The organism is Azospirillum lipoferum (assembly GCF_024170005.1).
GTDB classification, from domain to species: Bacteria; Pseudomonadota; Alphaproteobacteria; order Azospirillales; family Azospirillaceae; genus Azospirillum; species Azospirillum lipoferum.
Genome location: NZ_JALJXJ010000002.1, coordinates 127348 through 144363 on the forward strand (window position 1 = coordinate 127348; position 17016 = coordinate 144363).

The 17016-nt window shown below is 65.8% G+C and carries 17 protein-coding genes; 8 read left to right on the forward strand and 9 right to left on the reverse strand.

Annotation, left to right across the window (positions count from 1 at the left end; translation table 11 throughout):
- The 4 genes from J2848_RS04475 to lexA all read left to right on the forward strand — a co-directional run bounded on the left by J2848_RS04475 (position 1) and on the right by lexA (position 3126).
- On the forward strand, positions 1-474 hold the full coding sequence (locus tag J2848_RS04475) for a GNAT family N-acetyltransferase (protein WP_149230271.1): 474 nt from the start codon (positions 1-3) through the stop codon (positions 472-474).
- A complete protein-coding gene (moaC, locus tag J2848_RS04480) occupies positions 471-968 on the forward strand; it encodes a cyclic pyranopterin monophosphate synthase MoaC (RefSeq protein ID WP_149230270.1) in 498 nt (165 codons plus the stop codon). Before J2848_RS04475 ends, moaC begins: the two co-directional genes overlap by 4 nt.
- 4 nt (positions 969-972) lie before the next feature.
- A complete protein-coding gene (locus tag J2848_RS04485; RefSeq protein WP_149230269.1) occupies positions 973-2202 on the forward strand; it encodes a molybdopterin molybdotransferase MoeA in 1230 nt (409 codons plus the stop codon).
- A gap of 198 nt (positions 2203-2400) precedes the next feature.
- Entirely contained in the window at positions 2401-3126 is a 726-nt protein-coding gene (gene lexA, locus J2848_RS04490) for a transcriptional repressor LexA (protein WP_149230268.1), read from the forward strand.
- Between the two features lie 49 nt (positions 3127-3175).
- Here the strand turns inward: lexA and J2848_RS04495 are convergent, their stop codons facing one another.
- On the reverse strand, positions 3176-5329 hold the full coding sequence (locus tag J2848_RS04495) for a ComEC/Rec2 family competence protein (RefSeq protein WP_149230267.1): 2154 nt from the start codon (positions 5327-5329) through the stop codon (positions 3176-3178).
- A 156-nt stretch (positions 5330-5485) separates the two neighbouring features.
- Here J2848_RS04495 and gltX point away from each other — a divergent pair, with 156 nt between their 5' ends.
- From gltX to J2848_RS04510, 3 genes are all read left to right on the forward strand, one after another.
- On the forward strand, positions 5486-6892 hold the full coding sequence (gltX, locus tag J2848_RS04500; protein WP_149230266.1) for a glutamate--tRNA ligase: 1407 nt from the start codon (positions 5486-5488) through the stop codon (positions 6890-6892).
- 100 nt (positions 6893-6992) lie between these two features.
- Entirely contained in the window at positions 6993-8306 is a 1314-nt protein-coding gene (gene gltA / locus J2848_RS04505; RefSeq protein ID WP_149230265.1) for a citrate synthase, read from the forward strand.
- A gap of 22 nt (positions 8307-8328) precedes the next feature.
- Entirely contained in the window at positions 8329-8502 is a 174-nt protein-coding gene (locus tag J2848_RS04510; RefSeq protein WP_170306958.1) for a hypothetical protein, read from the forward strand.
- A 9-nt stretch (positions 8503-8511) separates the two neighbouring features.
- Here the strand turns inward: J2848_RS04510 and J2848_RS04515 are convergent, their stop codons facing one another.
- Positions 8512-8910 (reverse strand): rhodanese-like domain-containing protein, encoded by a 399-nt coding sequence (locus J2848_RS04515; RefSeq protein WP_149230462.1) that lies wholly within the window; start codon positions 8908-8910, stop codon positions 8512-8514.
- 101 nt (positions 8911-9011) lie between these two features.
- Here J2848_RS04515 and ftrA point away from each other — a divergent pair, with 101 nt between their 5' ends.
- A complete protein-coding gene (ftrA, locus tag J2848_RS04520; protein WP_149230264.1) occupies positions 9012-10046 on the forward strand; it encodes a transcriptional regulator FtrA in 1035 nt (344 codons plus the stop codon).
- Between the two features lie 11 nt (positions 10047-10057).
- Here ftrA and gloA read toward each other — a convergent pair whose 3' ends face one another.
- The 7 genes from gloA to bamA form a co-directional block, all read right to left on the reverse strand.
- Complete coding sequence (gene gloA, locus J2848_RS04525) at positions 10058-10453, reverse strand: lactoylglutathione lyase (RefSeq protein ID WP_149230263.1); 396 nt, start codon at positions 10451-10453, stop codon at positions 10058-10060.
- Positions 10454-10471: 18 nt separating this feature from the next.
- A complete protein-coding gene (lpxB, locus tag J2848_RS04530; protein ID WP_246193714.1) occupies positions 10472-11650 on the reverse strand; it encodes a lipid-A-disaccharide synthase in 1179 nt (392 codons plus the stop codon).
- 29 nt (positions 11651-11679) lie between these two features.
- Entirely contained in the window at positions 11680-12537 is an 858-nt protein-coding gene (locus J2848_RS04535) for an LpxI family protein (RefSeq protein ID WP_149230261.1), read from the reverse strand.
- Between the two features lie 12 nt (positions 12538-12549).
- Entirely contained in the window at positions 12550-13344 is a 795-nt protein-coding gene (lpxA, locus tag J2848_RS04540; protein ID WP_149230260.1) for an acyl-ACP--UDP-N-acetylglucosamine O-acyltransferase, read from the reverse strand.
- On the reverse strand, positions 13341-13823 hold the full coding sequence (gene fabZ / locus J2848_RS04545) for a 3-hydroxyacyl-ACP dehydratase FabZ (RefSeq protein ID WP_149230461.1): 483 nt from the start codon (positions 13821-13823) through the stop codon (positions 13341-13343). Before fabZ ends, lpxA begins: the two co-directional genes overlap by 4 nt.
- A 226-nt stretch (positions 13824-14049) precedes the next feature.
- Positions 14050-14679 (reverse strand): OmpH/Skp family outer membrane protein, encoded by a 630-nt coding sequence (locus tag J2848_RS04550; RefSeq protein WP_149230259.1) that lies wholly within the window; start codon positions 14677-14679, stop codon positions 14050-14052.
- A gap of 1 nt (position 14680) precedes the next feature.
- Complete coding sequence (bamA, locus tag J2848_RS04555) at positions 14681-16969, reverse strand: outer membrane protein assembly factor BamA (RefSeq protein WP_376992668.1); 2289 nt, start codon at positions 16967-16969, stop codon at positions 14681-14683.
- Positions 16970-17016 lie beyond the last annotated feature (47 nt).

Below are 17016 nucleotides of genomic sequence, written 5' to 3' on the forward strand. Positions count from 1 at the left end.
ATGGCCGATGTGGCGATCGCCGCGGAAAGCCCGCGCCAGGATGCGGTCGTGGCGCTGGTCACGGCACTCGACCGTTACCTGCTGGACCTCTATCCGGCGGACACCTGCCACCTGCTGGACATTGCCGAGCTTGAGGCACCGGACGTGCGATTCTTCGTCGCCCGCAAGGACGGCGTTCCGGTCGGCTGTGCCGCGCTCCGCGTCGATGCGACCGGTTACGGCGAAGTGAAGCGGATGTATGTCGATCCTGCCGCCCGCGGCCATCGCATCGGCGACCGCCTGCTCGCCCGGCTGGAGGAGCAGGCGCGGGCGGAGGGGCTGTCCGCCTTGCTGCTCGAATCCGGCATCCATCAGCACGAGGCGCTGGCGCTCTACCGCAAGGCCGGCTTCGCCAACCGCGGTCCCTACGCCTGCTACGAAGACAACGGCGTCAGCGTCTTCATGGAAAAGCTTCTAACGGAGACCGTCCGATGACCGGCTTCACCCATTTCGATGCCGAAGGCAAGGCGGTGATGGTCGACGTCTCCGACAAGGCCGAAACCGAACGCACCGCCACCGCCGCGGCGACCGTGCTGATGCAGCCGGAAACCCTGGCGCTCATCATGCTGGGCGGGGTGAAGAAAGGCGACGTGCTGTCGGTCGCCCGGCTGGCCGGCATCATGGGGGCCAAGCGCACGCCGGACCTGATCCCGCTGTGCCACCCGCTGATGCTGACCTCGGTTAAGGTCGACCTGTCCTGCGATCCCGCGCGCAATGCGGTGGACGTCACCGCCACCTGCAAGCTGAAGGGGCAAACTGGCGTGGAGATGGAGGCGCTGACCGCCGTCACCGTCGCCGCCCTCACCGTCTATGACATGTGCAAGGCGGTGGACCGCGGCATGACCATCACCGACGTCCGCCTGCTGCACAAGGCCGGCGGCAAGAGCGGCGAATGGGGTGCTGCCACCAATCCACCGGCGGGAGCCTGACGCCATGATCTCCGTTACCGAGGCGCGCGCCCGCATCCTGTCGGCCTTCGCCCCTCTGCCGGCGGAGATCGTCGCATTGCCTGACGCGCTCGGCCGCGTGCTGGCCGAACCGGTGGTCGCCCGGCTGACCCAGCCGCCTTTCCACGCCGCCGCGATGGATGGCTGGGCGGTACGCGCTGCCGACATCGCCGCCGCGACCGCCGAGTCTCCCGTCGGGTTGCGCCGCATCGGAGAGTCCGCCGCCGGCCATGCCTTCACCGGCGGCGTCGGTGCCGGCGAGGCCGTGCGCATCTTCACCGGCGCTCCCCTGCCCGACGGCGCCGACGCCGTGGTGATGCAGGAGGATTGCAGCGCCGACGACACCCATGTCCGGGTCGGCCGCGCCGTGGTCGCCGGGCGCTTCATCCGCGAAGCCGGCTTCGACTTCGCCCTCGGCCAGGAGCTTCTGCCGAAGGGTCGCCGCCTGACCGCCCGCGACATCGCGCTGGCCGCCGGCGGCAATGTGCCCTGGCTGTCAGTCCATCGCCGGCCGCGCATCGCCATCCTCGCCACCGGCGACGAGATCGCCCTGCCCGGCGACCCGCTGGGACCAAGCCAGATCGTCAGCACCAATGCGCTCGGCCTTTGCGCCTTGGTCGCCGCCCAAGGCGGCCTTGCCCACAATCTGGGCATCGCCAAGGACACGCCGGAAAGCGTAGCCGCTCTGGCGAAGGGGGCGGCGGGGTGCGACCTGCTGGTCACCACCGGCGGTGCCGCCCATGGCGATTACGATTTCGTGCGCGACGTGCTGGCCGAACGCGGCGTGGCGCTGGAGGTGCAGACCGTGGCGATGCGGCCGGGCAAGGCGCTGATGTTCGGCCGGGCGGGATCGGTGCCGCTGCTGGGCCTGCCCGGCAATCCGGTGTCCACTGGGGTGACCGCCATCCTGTTCCTGCGCCCGATCCTGCGCCTGTTGCAGGGGTTGCCGCTGGAAGACGACCGGCTGCCGCTGCGCGCCCGGCTGACCGCCGCGCTGAAGGCCAACGACCGGCGCGAGGAATATCTGCGCGCCACGCTCTCCGCCGGCCCCGACGGGGTGCTGACCGTCACCCCCTTCGCCCGGCAGGACAGCGCCATCACCACGCTCTACGCCCAGGCCGACTGCCTGATCCCCCGCCCGCCCCATGCCGACCCGGAGCCGGCAGGCGCCATGGTGACCGTGCTCCCTTTGACTGATGGAGCGCTTAGCATTTAGACTTGAACACGGCGTTCGGACGACGGGTTGAACAGTTGAACATCACTCCGAAAACTGTTTCACGGCGTTCCGAATGTTCCATTCAAGTTCTAAAACAAGCCGACGGGGGGCTTGACGGAAGGCAGGAACCAAACTAGAACATGGAGCAACGTTTAGTTTTTGTTCCATCTTCAGTCTGGCCACGGCCGGGAGGCATCCATGCTCACGCGCAAGCAGCACGAATTGCTGCTGTTCATCCACGAACGGCTCGGCCAGGGCGGTGTCTCGCCGTCGTTCGACGAGATGAAGGACGCCCTGGGCCTGAAGTCCAAGTCGGGCATCCATCGCCTCATCACCGGGCTTGAGGAACGCGGTTTCATCCGCCGCCTGCCCCACCGCGCCCGCGCGCTGGAGGTTCTGCGCCTTCCCGAAGGTCTCGACGCCGCCCGCACCCGCAGCGCCGCTCCCAAGCCGAAGTTCCAGCCCAACGTCATCAAGGGCGACTTCGCCTTCGCCGGGCGCGACACCGCCCCGCCCGCCCCGACCCCGGCCGCGGCGAACGAGACGGTGCAGCTTCCGCTCTATGGCCGCATCGCCGCCGGCACGCCGATCGAGGCTCTGCGCGACAACAGCGCCTTCGTCGACATCCCCGCCTCGATGCTGACCAGCGGCGACCATTATGCTCTGGAGGTTTCCGGCGACTCGATGATCGAGGCCGGCATCCTCGATCATGACACCATCGTCATCCAGCGTTGCGATTCGGCGGAGAACGGCACGATCGTCGTCGCCCTGGTCGATGAAGGCGAAGTGACGCTGAAGCGCCTGCGCCGCAAGGGCAACACGGTGGCCCTGGAACCCGCCAACGCCGCCTACGAAACCCGCATCTTCGGCGCCGACCGCGTCCGCGTGCAGGGCAAGCTGGTTGGTCTGGTACGGAAATACTGACGCCACGCTGAGTGGGGGGAAGGTCAGGGTGGGGGCAACAGCCCCGACGTCACCTCCCCCCAGTCCAAGGCCGATCCCCTCTCAGTTTCCGTACGGTCTCCACCTTTATCCCCTCTTCGGTGACCGTCAGCGTATGCGCGCCCTCATGCCGCAGCGTCCATCGGTCGATCACCAGATGCGTCCGGCATCCCCGCGCCACCGCCGCCGTCACCACCGCATCCGCCATCCCGCAATCCTCGTCCAGCGCATCTGGCAGCCGCGGCAACGCCACCGTTTTTCCCCGGACCCGGTACAAGCACCCGAGCGCATCGCAGGTCAGCGACCGCTCTCCCTCGCTCCATCCCCCGGCCGCCGGCCAGGGATCGGCCACCGACCGCTCGCCATCCCGTTCCCGCCAGGTCTCTGTCACCCGTCCCCCGCCCTTGACCGAGGCGCTCAGCCGCCCATCCGGCAGCCTCACCGCCATCACCGTCCCGTCTCCCGCCACCAGCACGTCCGGCCGCACCGCCAGCATCGGTGAGGCCAGCCCGGCCAGGATCGGCAGCATCCCCAGCCACCGCCACCGCTGCCGCCAGATGCAGAGCCAGATGCCACCCAGCACCAGCACCGCGAATCCCTCCACCGGCATGGCCGGCACCGTCAGCGAGGCCCAGGGCAGGCGGCCGAAGAACTCCGCGGTCCAGATCACCGCCCGGTCGCCCCAGTTCATGGCGATCAGCGCCGGCGCCTCCAGCCCGAAGGGCAGCAGCGCATAGGCGATCAGGCTCCAGGGCATGACCCAGAAGGAGGTGATGGGAATGGCGATCAGGTTCGACAGCACGCCATAGAAGGCGATCTGCTGAAAGTGGAAGAGCGAGAATGGCAAGGTCGCCAGCGTCGCCACCACACTGGTCAGCAGAATCCCGCCGACATAGAACAGCCCGCGCACCAGCCACCCGGCGTCGCGCCGCCACTCCGCCAGCCTGACGCTGCCGCGCTCGAACGCGGCGATCAATGCCACCACGGCAGCGAAGGACATCTGGAAGCTCGGCCCCAGCATTCCCTCCGGGTCCATGGCCACGGTGACCAGCCCGGCAAAGGCGACAAGCCGCATGCTCAGCGGGTGGCGGTCCAGCATGATCGCCCCCATCACCATGCCGGTCATCAGCACCGACCGCACCGTCGGCAGTGGCGCCCCGACCAGCAGCGTATAGGCGAACGCCGACAAGATGCCGAACAGCGCCGCGATCTTCTTGATCGGCCACCGCAACGCGACATAGGGCACCGCCGCCAGCAGCGCCCGAACGACATAGAACAGGATACCGGCGGCGATACCGACATGCAGGCCGGAGATCGACAGCAGATGCGCCAGTCCGCTGTTGCGGAAGTCATCCATCGTCGCCTCCGGGATACCGAACTCCTCGCCGTTCAGCAACGCAGTGGTGACGCTTGCCTCCACCGGATCGCCGATCGCCGCCGCCACCCGCCCGGCAATGGCGCCCCGTGCCTGCTCGAAGGCGATGGAAACGGTGCTCCACCCCGTCACTGGCGGCGCCTCGACAAGTTCCGGCGCTCCGGTGGCGAACCCCGTGCCGCCCAACCCCATGAACCAGGCGCGGCGCTGGAAATCGAAGGCGCCGGGTTCGGCCGGCGCCTGCGGCGGCAACAGCGTCGCCCGCAGCCGCACCACCGATCCGGGGGCCGGCGCCGGATAGCGGTCCGACAGGCGGACGCGCAGGGCGGCCGGCGTCTGTTCCGGCGCCAGCCGGCTGACCGACACCTCGCGGAAGGTGACCCGCGTCGCCCCTGGACGCCGTTCAACCGCCATCACCCGGCCGGTGACGATGGCGCCCGCAATGCTTCGGCCCAGGACCGGTGCCGCCATATGGACCGTGTGCAGCTGCGCCACCAGAAAGCCCGAGGACAGCATCAGCAACGCCATCGCCGCCCCGGCCACCGCGAACCATCGCCGCACCGCCAGCAACAGCAGCAGGCTGCCGCCCACCGCCGCCGCACCGATCCACCAGTCGGGTTCACGCTGCAGCCCGAAATACAGCGACACTCCGGCCCCGAATGCCACCGGCAGCCACAGCACCCAGCGCTCGCCCTCGGCCTCCGCCAATGCCGCGAGTCGCCTGCCGGCAGCTGCCAGCAGACGCCGCCAGCGTCCGCCGAGCGCCGGCGGATCGTCGGTGTCCTCCTCCGGCCAGCCAGCGGCCGTCACCGGTAACGGATTCCGGGCGCAGAGATGCCGCCCGCGAGCCCCTCAACGACCGTCCATGCGCGCATCGCATTGCCTCCAAGCCGGGTGGCTGTGTTAAACCACGGTGTCGAACCACCGGCGCATCATACCAGCGCCGAACCGGAAATTGAGAGACCGATGACCGTCGTCACCCGCTTCGCTCCGTCGCCGACCGGCTTTCTGCACATCGGCGGTGGCCGCACCGCCCTGTTCAACTGGCTGTACGCCCGCAACACCGGCGGCAAGTTCCTGCTGCGGATCGAAGACACCGACCGGCAACGGTCCACCGACGCGGCGGTCGACGCCATCATCGACGGACTACAGTGGCTGGGCCTGGATTGGGACGGCGACGTCGTCAGCCAGTTCGAGCGCAAGGACCGTCACGCCGAGGTGGCGCACCAGATGCTGGCCGCCGGCAAGGCCTATCGCTGCTATTGCAGCCCGGAAGAGCTGGAGGAGATGCGCGCCGCCCAGAAGGCCGCCGGCCTGCCGGTGCGCTATGATGGCCGTTGGCGTGACCGGCCTGAGTCCGACGCCCCTCCGGGTGTGGCTCCGGTGATCCGGCTGAAGGCGCCACAGGAAGGGCAGACCGTCCTGAACGACCTCGTCCAGGGCGAGGTGACGGTGCAGAACGCCCAGTTGGACGACCTGATCCTGCTGCGCGCCGACGGCACCCCGACCTATCTGTTGGCCGTGGTGGTTGATGACCATGACATGGGCGTCACCCATGTCATCCGCGGCGACGACCATCTGACCAACACCTTCCGCCAAATCCAGATCTTCAACGCCATGGGCTGGGAACTGCCGCGCTTCGGCCATATCCCGCTGATCCATGGTCCCGATGGCGCCAAGCTGTCCAAGCGCCACGGCGCGCTCGGCGTCGACGCCTACCGCGACATGGGCTATCTGCCGGAAGCGGTCCGCAACTACCTGCTGCGGCTCGGCTGGTCGCATGGCGATGACGAGATCATCTCGACCGAACAGGCGATCGAGTGGTTCAACCTGGAAAGCATCGGCCGTTCGCCCTCCCGCTTCGACTTCGCCAAGCTGGAGAATCTGAACGCCCATTACATGCGACTGGCCGACGATTCCCGGCTGCTCGGCCTGATCGCCCCGCGGCTGGAGGCCGACTTCGGACGCAGCCTGACCGATGCCGAACGCGACCTTCTGACGCGGGCGATGAACGGACTGAAGCAGCGCGCCCGCACCGTCGTCGATCTGGCGCAGAGCGCGCGTTTCTACGTCGCGCCGCAGCCGCTCAGCTATGACGAAAAAGCATCCGCCCTGCTGGATGAAAAAGGCCGCAGCCTGTTGAAGGAACTGGCGGCCGCCTTCGCTGCCGAGCCGGAATTCACCGCCGCTGCACTCGAATCCCAGGTCCGCGCCTTTGCCGAGGCACGGGGCGAAAAGCTGGGCAAGGTGGCACAGCCGCTGCGCGCCGCGCTGACCGGTTCGACGGTGTCGCCACCGATCTTCGAGGTCGTTGAACTGCTGGGTCGGGAAGCGACGCTTTCTCGCATCCGCGATGCAGCGGGTGCAGCATAATGGTCATTTCCGTGCGTTGCCATTGGGCAGCCTTGGAACTATGCTGCGCCGACGAAAAAAGGGCACCAAGCCCGACCCTCAACGATAAGGACGTGCCGAGATGACCCAGACTGAGGACGGCAAGGACACCGTTACCCTCATCGACAATAAGACGGGCAAGCAGGTCACGATGCCGATCATGCACGGCAGCGTCGGGCCGAGCGTGATCGACATCCGCAAGCTCTACGCCGCGACCGGCTATTTCACCTACGATCCGGGCTTCACCTCCACGGGCAGCTGCGAATCGGGCATCACCTACATCGACGGCGACGAGGGTGTGCTGCTGCACCGCGGCTACGCCATCGATGAACTGGCCGAGCATTCGACCTTCCCGGAAGTCTGCTTCCTCCTGCTCAACAACCACCTGCCGACCGCGGCCGAGCGCACGGAGTTCGAGAACATCCTGCGCCGCCACTCGATGGTGCACGAGCAGCTGACCAAGTTCTACAGCGGCTTCCGCCGCGACGCCCACCCGATGGCGATCATGTGCGGCGTCGTCGGCGCCCTGTCGGCCTTCTATCACGACTCGCTGGACATCAACGATCCGACGGCGCGCAAGATCGCGGCCCACCGTCTGATCGCCAAGATGCCGACGATCGCGGCGATGGCCTACAAGTACTCGACCGGCCAGCCCTTCATGTATCCGCGCAACGACCTGTCGTATGCGGAGAACTTCCTGTACATGACCTTCGGCACGCCGTGCGAGCCGTACAAGGTCAACCCGATCCTGTCCAAGGCGATGGACAAGATCTTCATCCTGCACGCCGACCACGAGCAGAACGCCTCGACCTCGACCGTCCGTCTGGCCGGTTCGTCGGGCGCCAACCCGTTCGCCTGCATCGCCGCCGGCATTGCCTCGTTGTGGGGTCCGGCCCATGGCGGCGCCAACGAGGCCGTGCTGAAGATGCTGGAGGAGATCGGCTCGGTGGAGCGCATCCCCGAGTTCGTCCGCCGCGCCAAGGACAAGAACGACAACTTCCGCCTGATGGGCTTCGGCCACCGGGTCTACAAGAACTACGATCCGCGCGCCCAGGTCATGCGCCAGACCTGCCACGAGGTTCTCGGCGAACTCGGCGTCAAGGACGAGCCGCTGCTGGACATCGCCATGGAACTGGAGAAGATCGCCCTGTCGGATGAGTACTTCATCGAGAAGAAACTCTATCCGAACGTCGACTTCTATTCGGGCATCATCCTGAAGGCGATGGGCTTCCCGACCAGCATGTTCACCGTGCTGTTCGCGCTCGCCCGTACCGTCGGCTGGATCAGCCAGTGGAAGGAGATGATCGAGGATCCGGTGCAGAAGATCGGCCGTCCGCGTCAGCTCTACACCGGCGACACCAAGCGGCCGTTCGTGCCGCTGGCCGAGCGTGGCTAACCGGCCCACAGCCCATATCGGAATGGGCGGCTCCAACGGAGCCGCCCAGGACCCGACTGCGTACATCGTTCCGGCCCGGCGGGTGCGTCTGCGCGCGCCGGCCAACGACAACCGGGCGCCGCTCGGGTGGCGGATGCGCCGTCTGGTTGTCTATCTGCTGATTCTGGCACTGATAGCCGGAATTGTGTTCGTCTGAGGTGGCATCTCAGTTTTCGCCATCCAGCGCGAAGCCCTCGTCGGTCCAGCCCGTCACGCCGCCGATCATCAGCTTGACAGGCCGCCCGAGCCGTGCCAGCCGCAAGGCCGCACGATCCGCCCCGTTGCAATGCGGACCGGCGCAATAGACGACAAACAGCGTCCCCTCAGGCCATTCCTCCATGCGCCGCTCGGTCATCTTGCCGTGCGGCAGGTTTAGCGCACCCGGCACATGCCCCCGTGCATAAGCCGCCGGACCGCGAACGTCGAGCAGGACGAAATCCGGTGATCCGGACTTCAGCGACTCATGCACGTCCCAGCAATCGGTCTCGAACGACAAGCGCTTGGCAAAATGGGCAGCCGCATCTTCGGACGGGGCGGCAGGAATTTCGGTGACAAGACTGGTCATGGCGTCCGCTTTCATAATTATCTGAACCAGGGTGACGGCCACATCATTCCTTCGAAGGCTGAGACTGGAAAGTGGCGCGTTTGCCAGCTATCGTTCAGTTCATGCCAAAATCCTCGCCTCCGTTGGTAGTCACCCTCGCCTATGACGGCCTCTGCACCTTCGAGTTCGGCGTCGCCGTCGAAGTCTTCGGCCTGCCACGTCCGGAACTTGGACCAGATTGGTATCGCTTTGCAGTGGCGGCACTCGATCCTGGCCCGTTGCGTGCCATGGGTGGCATCCGTGTCGAAGCCGATGGCGGCATCGACCTCCTCGATCAAGCCGACATCATCGTCGTTCCCGGCTGGCGCGGTGCCCGCGAACCGGCGCCCGAGCGGCTGGTTGCGGCGTTGCGCCGTGCCGATGCTCGCGGTGCCCGCATCCTGTCGATCTGTTCCGGCGCCTTCGTCCTTGCCGCTGCCGGTCTTCTGAGCGGCCGCCGGGCGACCACCCACTGGCGCTACGCTTCGATGCTCACGGATCTCTATCCCGACATCCAGGTCGTGCCGGACGTCCTGTATGTGGACGAGGGAAACATCCTGACCTCCGCGGGGAGCGCTGCCGGCATTGACCTCTGCCTGCATCTGGTCCGTCGCGATTTCGGACCGGAAGCGGCGAACAGCGTCGCCCGCCGGCTGGTGGTGCAGCCTCACCGTGAAGGTGGGCAAGCACAGTTCATCGAAGCGCCCGTGCCCACAGCCCGCGAAGGCGCCCGCCTCGCCCCTCTGCTCGACCATCTGCGAGAAACCCTGGTGGAGGACCACAGCCTGTCCAGCATGGCCTCGCGGGCCGGCATGAGCCTGCGCACCTTCCTGCGCCGCTTTCAGGCAATGACCGGCACCACCCCGGGCGAATGGCTGCTGATGGAGCGACTGACCCGCGCCCGCGATCTGTTGGAACGCAGCAGCCTGCCGGTGGAGGAGGTGGCGACCCTGACCGGCTTCGGCTCCGCCGCCACTCTCCGGCACCATTTCAGGCAACGACTGGGCCTCAGCCCCGCCAATTACCGGGCGCGTTTCCGCCAGCTTCCGGTTTCCGATCCGGCAACATCGAAAAAGGGCGCGGTCGTCACCGGCCGCGCCCCCCTTCAAGACCTGTGACTGCCGAACGGTTACTTCCGTTCGATCAACTCCACCTTGTAGCCGTCCGGATCCTCGATGAAGGCGATCACGGTGCTGCCGTGCTTCATCGGGCCGGGCGGACGCGGGATCTTGACGCCTTCGGCCGCCAGCTTTTCGCAGGTGGCGTAGATGTCCGGCACGCCCAGCGCAATGTGACCATAGGCGGTGCCGATCTCGTACGGTTCCTTCTGGTCCCAGTTGTGGGTCAGTTCCAGAACAGCGGTGTCGGACTCCTCGCCATAGCCGACGAAGGCCAGGGTGAAACGGCCGCCTTCATAGTCGTTGCGGCGCAGCAGCTTCATGCCGAGCAGCCGGGTGTAGAAGTCCAACGACTTCTCCAGATCCAGCACGCGCAGCATCGTGTGCAGCAGACGGAATTCGCTCATGGTCTTTCGTACTCCCGTTCAGGGTTTGCCCGTTTTGGGGCTGTTCGGGCGATGCTCTGCGACGACGTCGAGAATGGCACGGGCGGCCCGTTCGCTGGGCGGAGTGTCTCCCTGCCCCAGCCAGCGGGCAACCTCGGCGACGCCGTCAATCTGCATCTGACGCGCAGCCGGATCGTCCAGCAGTCTGCCAAGTTCGCTGGCCAGCTTATCCGGACGGCAATCCTGTTGCAGCAGTTCCGGAACCAGCATCCGATCGAGCATCAGGTTGACGAGGTTTACATACTTGACCCGGATCAGCCGTCGATAGAGCGCGACGGTCACTGGATTGAGCCGATAGGCGATGACCGTCGGCAGCCGGGCGAGCGCCAATTCCAGCGCAACAGTGCCGGAGGCCGCAAGTGCCGCCTCCGCCGCCGCGAACGCATCGTATTTTTTGGCATCACCCTCGACCAGCAAGGTGCGGACCGGCCAGTCGGCGATGGCAGCGGCAACGCGGTTGTGTACCGTCGCCACCGTCGGCACCACCGCCACTAGATTGGGATGGGTGGTGCGCAGCAATTCCAGGGTCGCATGGAAATCCGGCAGCAAGCGGGACACTTCGCCCTTGCGGCTGCCGGGAAGCACAGCCACGACGCGGTCGGTCGCAGCAATCCCGTGGCGCTGGCGAAAAGCCGGACCGTCGCCCGTCCCGGCCCCGCCCTCGACCACCGAATGGCCGACGAAGGTGCAAGCCAGCCCCTCCTTCTCGAAATAGGGAGGCTCGAAGGGAAGCACGGCAAGCAGATGATCGTAGATGGCCGCGTATTTCGCCGCGCGCTTCGGCTTCCACGCCCAGACCGTCGGCGCGACATAATGGATCAGCGGAATGGTCGGCTCGGCCGCCCGCACTTTCTTAGCGACGCGCACGGTAAAACCGGGCGAGTCGATGCCAACCACCGCATCCGGCCGCAAGCGCAGGATCTCCGCGACCGTCTGGTCGATGCGGCGGATCAGGTTCGGCAAATGGGGCAGCAGCTCGAAGATGCCGAACAGCGTCAATTCGGCCATCGGGAACAGGCTGACCAGCCCTTCCGCCGTCATCCGCTCGCCGCCGATTCCGACGAAACGAACCCTTCCACCGGTCAGCCGTTTCGCCGCCGCCATCAGCCGGGCCCCCAAAGCATCGCCGGACGGTTCGCCGGCGATCAGGAACAGCATCGGGCTGTCGTCAGCGATATCGCGGACAGTCATTGCGGGATCTCGATACCGATCACGAACAGCCCGAGCCGGTCGGCCGCTTCGGCAACCGCGGCACGGTCGACCAGCAGACTACCGCCGGCCTCGATCGCAACGCCACGCAGGCCGGCAGCCGCCGCCCGCTCCACCGTGGTGACGCCCATGGTGGGTAGATCGATTCGACGGTCCTGTTTGGGTTTCTTCACCTTGACCAACACACCGCCGGCGCCCGGCCGTGCCAGAGCGGCACAACGTCCGAGCATGGCGTCGGTGCCCTCGATCGCCTCGACCGCCAGAACGATCCCCTGCTGGACCACCGCGCCCTGTCCGACATCGAGGCCTCCCATGACACGGGCAACCTCGACCGCTCGGGCGATGTCCCGCTCCGCTTCGGAATCGGGACGGAGCCGGCCCACCGGACCGGCGACGGTCAGCAGATCCTTCAGCAATTCGTGCAAACCGACCACGCGGAATCCGTCCTCTTCCACCTCGCGCACGACTGCCCGCAACAGCCCGTCATCGCCCAAGGCGCGAGTACCGACGCGGGCGAGAAAACGGGTGGTGCGCCAGTCCGGCATAAGCTCTGTGAAGGAAGGGCGCTTCACCGGCCCGGCAAGCACGACATCCCCGACCCCTTCCTCGTGAAGGCGACGCAGGATCGTCCCGGCAGCACCGAAGCGGCTCCAGAGATGCGGAAGCCCGACAACGGTTTGCGGATCGGTGTGACCATCGAAGGCGACGATGAAGACCTCACGCCCCTGCCCGCGCACCGCTTCGGCGATGCGGGCGGGAAGAGTGCCGCCGCCGGCGAGAATCGCCAGCTTCGGTCCGACTTCCGGCGACCCTATGCCCTGTGGGGTATCGGCCATCGGCCGGCCGCCTCAACTCTCGCGCGGCTGGCAGAGAGACCGGGCTTCCTTGGCCCGGATGAAGGACAGCACGTCGGAAATCAGCGCACGCTCGCCGAAATCGCGGCCAACCTCCTCCACCCGCTCGGCGAAGGTACCCTCCGGACCGAACAGCATGCGGTAGGCGGCGCGGAGGGCGTGGATATCGTCCTTCTTGAAGCCGCGCCGCTCCAGCCCGACCAGGTTCAAGCCGGCGAGACGGGCCCGGTCGCCCATCACCAGACCGAAGGGGATCACGTCATTCTCGACGCCGGACATGCCGCCGATCATGGCGTGAGAGCCGATGCGCACGAACTGGCGCACCGCCGACAGCCCGCCGATGATGACATAGTCGCCCAGCGTCACATGGCCGCCCAGGGTGGCGTTGTTCGCCATGATGACATGGTCGCCGACGATGCAGTCGTGCGCCACATGCGAGCCCATCATGAACAGCCCGTCATTCCCGACGCGGGTGATCATCCCGCCGCCTTCGGTGCCGGGGTTCATCGTCACATGCTCGCGGATCTGGTTGCGAGCGCCGATGACCAGTTCCGACGGCTCGCCGTGGAACTTCAGATCCTGCGGGCGATGACCGATCGACGCGAAGGGGTAAATGACGGTATCGGCACCAATGCTGGTACGACCGTCGACCGCTACATGCGAAACCAGCCGAACGCCATCGCCCAGCGTGACGTCGGGACCGACGACGCAGAAGGGGCCGATGTTGACCCCCTCCCCCAGCTTGGCCGCGGGATCGACGATGGCGGACGGATGGATGGTGACGGTCATTTTTCGTCCAGGATCATGGCGGAATAGACGGCTTCAGCGACGAGGACGCCATTGACCTTGGCCTCGCCCTTGAACTTCCAAACGTTGGCACGCTGGCGCTGCTTGGTGACATGGATGTGGATGGTGTCGCCGGGGGTGACGGGACGGCGGAAACGCGCCTCATCGACCGTCATGAAATAGACCAACTTGCCTTCCGCATCTGGACCCAGGGTCGCGACCACCAGAACGGCGGACGTCTGGGCCATCGCCTCGATGATCAGCACGCCAGGCATGACGGGGCGCGACGGAAAATGGCCCTGGAAGAAGGGCTCGTTGATCGTGACGTTCTTCACGCCGGTGGCGCCTTCACCGAGCGTCACATCGATCACCCGGTCGATCATCAGGATCGGGTAGCGATGCGGGATCATCTTCATGATCCGCGTAATGTCGAGGTCGTCGATCTTGTTGCTTTGTGCGTTGTTGTCCGCCGTCACGTCCATTGCCCGGCCGCCCGCCTTTCCACCAACCGATAGGGTTTCAGCATTCCCGCTTTCAGGGAACAGGCACCGCCGCCCCAACGGGGAACACCGGTGTCTTCTTGTTTGCTCCGCCTTCTTGCCCCATTTCCGCGACGACCGCAACGCCGAACCCGGAGGGAACCAAAGCTGGAAACGGAACGGGGCCGCCGCCCCCGTTAAGAGGACGGCGGCCCCGTTCAAACCAGCATCACTGCTTCGGAACGTTCAGCGCGACCTGCGGCAGCTTCTTGTTCACACGCTCCATCACCGCGTCGGTGACGTCGAGCTGCGTGTCGACCAGGACGAACTGCTGGCGGGCCAGAACGAGGTTGGCGCCGCGCTCGCGGGAGATATCGGCGACCACCTCGACCATCGTCTTGTGAACGACGGCCATCGCTTCGTTCAGGCTGGTCTCCAGAGCGCGCTTGCGGGTCTGCACGGTCTTCTGGACGTCGGCGACCTGCTTTTCGAAATCGCGGCGCTTGTTGGCGAGCGCTTCCGGCGACAGAACGGTCTGCTGCTTGCGCAGTTCGTCCTCGTTCTTGCGGAGCTTGTCCTCGAGCGCAGAGATTTCCTTCTGGTAGGAATCACGCAACGATTCAAAGGACTTGGTGATGCCCTTCGACGCGTTGGAGTCCTGCATGATCTTCTGCACGTCGATCACGGCAATAACCGGCGCCTTCAGCTCCGCGCCCGGCGCCGGAACGTCGGCCTTGGGAGCCTCTGCCTTGGTCGCTGACTGGGCCTGAGCCGCGCCTGCGGCGAGAACGAGACTGGCAGCCGTGACGGCCGACAGAACGGCGACGCGAAACGGCGTCTTCGACAGGGTGGATTGCATCTTAGAACCTGGTTCCGAAGCTGAAGCGGACGAGCTCTTTCTTGTCGTAGCCTTCCTTGCGGATCGGCAGCGCGACGTCGAGCCGGATTGGACCGAACGGCGATTTCCACGACACACCCGTGCCGATGGAAACGCGGATGCTCTCGTCATCCTTCACGTTCGGATCTTTGATATCGACCTTGCCGAGCGTGCCGATGTCGGTGAAGGCATGGCCGAGCAGACCGAATTCCTCCGGCAGACCGAAGGGGAAGCTCATTTCGACCGAAGCGCGCGCATAACGCGTACCGCCGAGGGCGTCGCCGGTCGAGATATCGCGCGGGCCGATACCGGCGGTGTTGAAGCCGCGCAGGGTATCGCCACCGATGAAGAAACGGTCACCCAGATCCACCTTCTTGCCAAGGCCGTGGATATACCCGAGTTCACCGGTCGTGCTGAGCACCCACTGGTCATCGCCGAGCGGCAGATAGTAACCACCCGCCAGCTTGTTCCGCAGGAAACGGACCGAACCGCCGAGACCGGCGATGTCGTTGGTCAGGCGGATGAAGTAGCCTTCCGTCGGCGTCAGCTTGCTGTTGCGGACGTCGTAGGTCAACTCCTGGCCGATCAGCGAGGTCAGACGTTCGCCACGCTGCTCCTGGATGTACTTCGATGCGGTCGTCGGCACTTCCTCGATCAGCGTGTCCTGAAGCTGGTAGTAGACGCGCTGGCGCAGACGTTCGGTCAGCGGGTAGCCCAGGCGCAGGGCGAAGCCGGTGTTCTTCTCGTTGAACGAGCTTTCGTCCTGGTAGTTGTAGCGCGTCCTGAAGATGTCGACACCGGCCGACAGGTCGCGGTCCATGAAGTACGGCTCCGTGAAGGAGATATCGTACAGCTGGCGCCGGCCCGACAGCGTCGCACCCAAGCGCAGATCCTGGCCCCGGCCGAGGAGGTTGCGCTCGCGGATCGAGAAGTCGCCCAGCGGACCGTCGGAGGTCGAGAAGCCGGCACCAATGGAGATTTCACCGGTGGACTGCTCGGCCACGTCGACATTGACCACGGTGCGGTCAGGCGCACTGCTCTCGGCGGTCGTGATGTTCACGCGCTCGAAGAAGCCGAGATCCTTGATGCGCTGTTCTGAGCGCTTCAGCTTCGATGCGCTGAAGGGGTCGCCTTCCGACAGCAGCATCTCGCGACGGATCACCTTGTCGAGCGTGCGGACGTTGCCCGAAATATCGATGCGGTCGACGAAGGTGCGCGGCCCCTCGTTGATCTCATAGGTGATGTCGATCGTGTGGGTTTCGCGGTTGCGCGAAATCCGCGGCCTGACATCCACGAAGGCGTACTGCAAGTCACCGACGGCGTTCGTCAGCTTCGTGATGGTGTCTTCCACCTTCTGGGCGTTGTACCAATCGCCTTCGGTGGTCGTCACGCTGTTCTGCAGAACAGCCGGGTCGAGCTGCTTCAGCGAGGTGTTGATGTCGACCTTGCCGAACTTGTAGCGCTCGCCTTCCTCGATGGTGAAGGTGATGAAGAAGTCCGACTTGTCCGGCGTCAGCTCGGCGACAGCCGACACCACGCGGAAATCGGCATAGCCTTCCCTCAGATAGAAGCGGCGCAGCAGGTCGCGGTCGTAGTTCAGGCGGTCCGGATCGTAATTGTCATCCGACGTCAGGAAACGCCACCAGGCCGATTCCTTCGTCTGGATGTTCTCGCGCAGGGTCCCGTCCGAGAAATGCTCGTTGCCGATGAAGGTGATTCCGCGCACGCCGGTACGCACGCCTTCATTGATCTCAAACACCAGATCGACGCGGTTCTGGTCGAGCTGAATGATCTTCGGCTCGACCGTCGCGCCGAATCGGCCCTGACGGCGATAGATTTCCTGGATGCGCTGGACGTCGGACTGGACCCGGGTGCGCGTGTAGACGACACGGGGACGCAGCTGGATTTCCTTATCCAGCGTCTCCTTGTCGATGCGCTTATTCCCCTCGAACGCGATGCGGTTGATGATCGGGTTCTCGGCAACCGTCACCACCAGCACATCGCCGTCGCGCTTCAGCACGACGTCGGCGAACAGGCCGGTGTTGAACAGCGACTTCAGCGACTGGTCGATCCGGTCGGGATCGAACGGATCGCCCGGCTGGATCGTCAGATAGGAGCGGACCGTGGAGGGTTCGATTCGCTGGGTGCCTTCGACCCGGATGTCGCGCACCGTACCGCCACTGAACACCTGGGCGACCATAGACCCCGTGGCACCCTGCGCCCGTCCGGGCGAGGCTGCGGTCTGGGCGTGGGCGACAGACACCGTCGTCATGGCGCAGCCGGCCAGCAGGCCCGCCACCAGAACTTTGCTCGACACCG